Genomic DNA, 5,443 nt, shown 5'->3' with positions numbered 1-5,443 from the left:
GTGTATAGTTTCCTGGGTCCCAGTCGCATGCCAAGATCAACCTTACTGTCTTAAACCGGTCAACCGCGGCAAAGGATGATAGGTGTCAAGAGATTTCTCAATCGCGGTGATCGATGACGACGAGTCCTTCCGGCTGGCGCTGATCGCATTTCTTGGTTCGCTGGGATATGGCGCCCGAGGGTTCGCATGCGCGGAAGAATTTCTCGCTGGGGACGGACAAGGTATATCCGATTGCGTCATCACCGACCTGCACATGCCGGGCATGAGTGGGCTCGACCTGATACGGAAACTCACCGTTCAGGCTTCGACATTGCCGGTCATCATGGTCACCGGACGCCCAGAGGTGGGCCTTGAGGCCAAAGCCACTGCCGGCGGCGCGGTCTGCCTGCTCAGAAAGCCATTCGAAACAGACGTTTTGATTGGCTGTCTCGAAAAGGCTTTGAAAATCTGATCGGCAGTGACTTCGAAGATTTCGCAAGCGCCATAGCTTTTATTAGCGCCGATCTATCCCGCCCCAAGCGCCACCGCGATCGTATAAGTCGCAAGGCTCGCCGCATAGGCCAGCGCCAGCATATAGGCAAACGTGACCGCCATCCATTTGGAGCTGCCGGTCTCGCGGCGGATCACCGCCAGCGTGGAAGCGCATTGCGGCGCGAAGATGTACCAGGCCAAAAGCGACAGCGCGGTCGCCAGGGACCATTTGGTGGCCAGGACCTCGCCGATCTGGTCGGCCGCTTCCTTGCCGCCCTCGATGGCATAGACGGTGCCGAGCGCTGCCACCGCGACTTCCCGCGCCGCCATGCCCGGGATCAGCGCCACCGCGATCTGCCAGTTGAAGCCGAGCGGAGCCAGAAGCGGCAGCAGCGCCTTGCCGATGATGGCGGCGAGGCTGTAGTTGATGGCAGGATCTGCGGCGCCCGTCGGCGGCAGCGGAAATGACGCCAGGAACCAGATCAGCACCATCATCGCAAAGATCGTGGTGCCGGCCCGCTGCAGGAACATCTTGGCCCGGGTATAGACGCCGATGGCGATGCTGCGGGCGCGCGGCATCTTGTAATCCGGCAATTCCAGCATGAACGGCGCCGGCGCGTAGTCGCGCCACATGAAGAATTTTATCAGCAAAGATACACCGAGCGCGCTGGTGATACCGGCCGCGTAGAGTCCAAACATCACCAGGCCGCGCAAATTGACAAAACCCCAGACCTGCTGGTCGGGAATGAAGGCGGAGATGATCAGCGTGTACACAGGAATCCGCGCCGAACAGGTCATCAGCGGCGCGATCAGGATGGTGGTCAGCCGGTCACGTCGATTGTCGATCACCCGCGTCGACATGATGCCGGGGATCGCACAGGCGAAACTGGACAATAGCGGAATGAAGGCGCGGCCATGCAGGCCGGCGCCGCCCATGATGCGGTCCATCAGGAACGCCGCGCGCGCCATGTAGCCGAAATCTTCCAAGAGCAGGATGAACAGGAAGATGATCATGATCTGGGGCAGGAACACGATGACGCTGCCGACGCCGGAAATCACGCCGTTCTCGAGGAAACTCTGCAACAGGCCCGCAGGGATCGCGTCGTGAACCAGTTGTCCGAGCGCAGCGAAGGCCGCTGACAACAATTCCATCAGCGGCTGCGCCCACGCAAACACCGCCTGGAACATCACGAACAGGATAGCGGCCAGGATCGCAAGCCCCGCCACGGGGTGCAGCACCACGGCGTCGATCCGTGAGGTCCATGAGTCCGGACGCGCCGGCAGGCTGACGGTCGCCGCGATGATGCGATCAGCCTCGCGCTGGGTGGCCCGCAATTGCGCGACCGTGAGCGGTTGCCATAGATTTTGCGCGAGCTGTGGCTGAGCCTCGGCCGCGATCTCGTCGGTCCGGCGCAACAGATCGGCGGTGCCGCCCTTGCGCACCGCGATGGACGTGACGACCGGCACGCCGAGCGCAGCCGACAATTGCGCCACCTCGACGGTGACGCCGCGACGGGTGGCGATATCGAACATGTTGAGCACCAGCATCAGCGGCCGGCCGGTGCTTTTGAGCTCGAGCAGCAGCCGGATCGTGAGCCGCAGATTGGTGGCATCGGCGACGCAGAGCACAAGGTCCGGCAGGTTCTCGCCGGCAGTGCGGCCGAGCACGATATCGCGGGTGATCTCTTCATCCGGACTGCGCCCGCGCAGCGAGTAGGTGCCGGGCAAATCGACCACCGAAACCTGGCGTCCCAGCGGGGTGACGAACGAGCCTTCCTTGCGTTCCACGGTAACGCCCGGATAGTTCGCGACCTTCTGGCGGCTGCCGGTCAGCGCATTGAACAGCGAGGTCTTGCCGCTGTTCGGCGTGCCGACCAGAGCCAGATGCATCAGCGGAGCTTCCATGGCTTTAGGGTCCGCTCGCGTCAGGTCACAATGATGGCCATGGCCTCGCGGCGGCGGACCGCGATGGTGACGTTCTCGACGCGGACCGCAATCGGATCGCGGCCGACGATGCCCTCGTGCAGCACCTCCACCCTGGCGCCTTCCACGAAGCCGAGCTCGATCAATCGGCTCTCGAGTTCGAGAGCGGGCAGCGCAGAGCCCGTATCAGCGGGGCTGAGGTGATGGATCACCCCGGAATAGCCGCGCTTGGCCAGTCCCAGCGGCAATTGCGGGCGAGCGTCGTTCTGTTCAGTCATGGCCTGTCTTTCCAAGCGCAGGGCGGCAGGTCAAGCGCAGCAGTTCAAATCAAGCCGTAGCTTAGAGCGATTGTAAGGAAGCTTGCGCCACAGCCGTGGCCGGTTTCGTTAAGGGAACGAAAATCCTGACCAAAATCCTTTAAGGACTTGGACGAAACGCCAACCAGGGACAACGGCGATCAATCCATCACGATCATTTCACCGGGCGATCAATTCAAGCGGGAATGTCCGGGGCAAAATGGGGTTTATCATTGCGGCTCGATCGTGGGATCGCCCACACCATCAAGCAGGAGGCAGGCATGATCAATTCCGGGTTCAGGTTTGTGGCACGGGCCATGTTTCTGACGGCGCTGATATCGGCGCCTGCGGTCGTTCCGGCGCTGGCCGCCGGAGGCGGGGGAGGAGGCGGGGGCGGGGGTGATTATACTTCGACGGCACCGCCGCAAACGGACACCAAGGCCAGCCACGCCGCCCACAAAGGCAAGAAGAAGCCCGACAAGCAGTCCCTGTTCGACGATCCCACTTTCGCCAAAGGTTACCGCGAAGCCTATGCGACGATCTACGACCGCAATGAATATGCCGCGGCCATCGAGCAGCTGCACGCGCTCGGTCACGACGATCAACCCAACGTCGCCAATCTGATCGGTTATTCCTATCGCAAACTCGGCGACTACAAGCTCTCGCAAGTCTGGTACGAGCGCGCGCTGAAAGCCGATCCGAACTTCGTGCTGACCTGGAATTATTACGGTCTGTGGCAGATCGAACAGGGCAACCGCGATCAGGCGCAATACCATCTGAGCCGGATTGCGGCGATCTGCGGCACCGATTGCCCGGAATACCGGTCATTGGCGGCTGCGCTCGAAAAACCGCCCGGCGCCGGCCTCGTTTACTAGCGGCAGCGACGGAGTTCCGGGGCGCCAGGGAGCATGGTCCGGAAAAGCATGCCTCGGGCTCGACCCGGGGCGGGTAGCCGTCGATGCCTGCGGGGGCGTCGATGCGCACCGATTTGCGTGGCGCCGAATCGTGGCGGCGGGCGGGGCCACCGGCTCGTCGACAACGTTCGCCGCTGAGATCACAGGCGATTTTTCCACTGAGATCGGCGCGGCGACGCTCGGCATCGTTGATGCGAGCCTCGGCGGCTGAGCCACGAGGGGGGTTGTCCGGGCCTGCTGAAAATCGGCTAGGCCGGGGGCTTTGAATCCGGCGGCGCGTAGGCGGCGCGGGTTCGAAAATAGTCCAGCACGAACAGGCGAATCGCCGACGACAGATTGCCCTGCTGGCGATTGCTGTCGATCTCGCCCACCAGCTCAGACAGCGTCATGTCCCGAAGTCCTGAGATTTCCTTCATGCCGTTCCAAAAAGCCTCTTCGAGACTGACACTGGTCTTGTGGCCGGCGACGACGATCGAGCGCTTCACGACTGGCGACTTCATGGTGCATCCTCGCCGTCGATGCGGTGCTGATCCAGCACGTCATTGGCGTGATTGATGCGCCGTTCGTCCAGGTCGCGCTCGGATTTGGACCGTCCGAAACGCACCCGGTTAAGCTCGGCCTGCTTGGCCGACTGTTGTCGCGCGGCGCGCTTCTTAAATCGCTTCAGGTTGATGACATCACCCATCCTCGCCCCCTCATGCTAGGTATCTGGGGCGGGAGAAAGGTTCACGGACGCGTGAGAGTTTGCATCTTGCGCCAGAACACTTTCCGACAAGACGAATGTTATTTCGCCAAAAAAGGCACCCAACCCATAACTTTGCACGAATTTCCGCTGCAAAGCCGGTATCCGCTGGTGCGGAACAGGCGCCGGCCGGCTCAGTCGTCATTCAGAAATTCCCCAGTTTTAGAAAACCTTTTCGCTCTCGCGAATTCGTGCCCCCTCTTGGGTCACTGCAACAATCACATGGGATTGGTCTAAAGTATTTAGGCGTTACGTTGTATAATTATTTCTTTCAACCCGTAATTTTACGGAACCGGCGGCGCGGGCCGTCAGCCGGGATCGGTGATCTTGTCCGGCTGCACCTACGCGCCCCACGGCGGCGCGGGCGTGCGACCCCACGGATTATTTCTTGCGGAAGCGGTCCAGGCGGACGACTTCGGCGCCTTCGCCAGGCTTGATCGGCTCTTCCTGATTTTCCGCTGCCGGTACGGGAGCGGACAGCGCCGAAGGGACCGGGACTACCGGGAGTGTATTCTCCGCTGGCTCGGCCACGGCATCGGACGGCTCGAACTGCATGTCGAATTCCACTGACGGATCAAAAAAGCTTTTGATGGAATGGAATGGAACCACCAGGCGTTCGGGAATGCCGCCGAAGGAGAGGCCGACTTCAAAACGGTCCTCGGTCACCACCAGGTCCCAAAACTGGTGCTGGAGGATGACCGTCATTTGCTCCGGATATTGCGCCAACAGCCGCGGCGACAGTTTCACGCCCTCTGCGGTGGACAGGAAGGTGATGAAGAAATGATGCTCGCCGGGCAGGCCCTGTTCGGCGGCGTCGGCCAGGACGCGGCGCACCACGCCGCGCAGCAGCGCGTCGCGCGCCAGCACATCGTATCGGATATGATCGGTCGCCATTATCAGTCCTGTTGTGTTCAGATGTTACCGGCGCATCCGGTGCCGGTCGACCGACTCGCCCACCCCTCTATGCTACCCCGGCCGCGCGCTGAGGTCAGCAGGCTTGCCGAAGTCAGCGCGTCCCGGGGCAAAGGCGCGCCAAACTGCAAAGTGTAGGCTTCTGTTGCCAGGTGCCTCCGAACCCCGCCTAACGGAGCTTAACC

Annotated in this window: 7 protein-coding genes; 2 read left to right on the top strand and 5 right to left on the bottom strand. The window is 61.7% G+C overall.

The window, feature by feature from the left end:
• The first annotated feature begins 82 nt into the window (after nucleotides 1–82).
• The gene (locus ABSG20_RS28655) at nucleotides 83–451 is read left to right on the top strand and encodes a response regulator transcription factor (protein ID WP_423867831.1); all 369 of its coding nucleotides are present in this window, start codon (nucleotides 83–85) and stop codon (nucleotides 449–451) included.
• A 53-nt stretch (nucleotides 452–504) separates the two neighbouring features.
• On the opposite strand, the gene feoB is transcribed toward ABSG20_RS28655, so the two are convergent.
• Both feoB and ABSG20_RS28645 read right to left on the bottom strand, forming a co-directional pair.
• Complete coding sequence (gene feoB, locus ABSG20_RS28650) at nucleotides 505–2,376, bottom strand: ferrous iron transporter B (protein ID WP_423867830.1); 1,872 nt, start codon at nucleotides 2,374–2,376, stop codon at nucleotides 505–507.
• A 20-nt stretch (nucleotides 2,377–2,396) separates the two neighbouring features.
• The gene (locus ABSG20_RS28645) at nucleotides 2,397–2,672 is read right to left on the bottom strand and encodes a FeoA family protein (RefSeq protein ID WP_423867829.1); all 276 of its coding nucleotides are present in this window, start codon (nucleotides 2,670–2,672) and stop codon (nucleotides 2,397–2,399) included.
• Between the two features lie 299 nt (nucleotides 2,673–2,971).
• Between ABSG20_RS28645 and ABSG20_RS28640 the strand changes: the two genes are divergently transcribed.
• Nucleotides 2,972–3,565 carry a tetratricopeptide repeat protein gene (locus ABSG20_RS28640; protein WP_423867828.1) on the top strand — a complete coding sequence of 198 codons (594 nt, stop codon included), beginning with the start codon at nucleotides 2,972–2,974 and terminating at the stop codon, nucleotides 3,563–3,565.
• A 287-nt stretch (nucleotides 3,566–3,852) separates the two neighbouring features.
• Here ABSG20_RS28640 and ABSG20_RS28635 read toward each other — a convergent pair whose 3' ends face one another.
• From ABSG20_RS28635 to ABSG20_RS28625, 3 genes are all read right to left on the bottom strand, one after another.
• The gene (locus ABSG20_RS28635) at nucleotides 3,853–4,104 is read right to left on the bottom strand and encodes a ribbon-helix-helix domain-containing protein (RefSeq protein WP_423867827.1); all 252 of its coding nucleotides are present in this window, start codon (nucleotides 4,102–4,104) and stop codon (nucleotides 3,853–3,855) included.
• Entirely contained in the window at nucleotides 4,101–4,289 is a 189-nt protein-coding gene (locus tag ABSG20_RS28630; protein ID WP_423867826.1) for a DUF4169 family protein, read from the bottom strand. Before ABSG20_RS28630 ends, ABSG20_RS28635 begins: the two co-directional genes overlap by 4 nt.
• 438 nt (nucleotides 4,290–4,727) lie before the next feature.
• Nucleotides 4,728–5,240, bottom strand: coding sequence for an SspB family protein (locus ABSG20_RS28625; RefSeq protein ID WP_423867825.1), 513 nt, complete (start codon nucleotides 5,238–5,240; stop codon nucleotides 4,728–4,730).
• Nucleotides 5,241–5,443 lie beyond the last annotated feature (203 nt).

The organism is Bradyrhizobium sp., from assembly GCF_049512235.1.
Taxonomy (GTDB): domain Bacteria; phylum Pseudomonadota; class Alphaproteobacteria; order Rhizobiales; family Xanthobacteraceae; genus Bradyrhizobium.
This window is presented reverse-complemented; position numbering and strand designations above follow the sequence as displayed.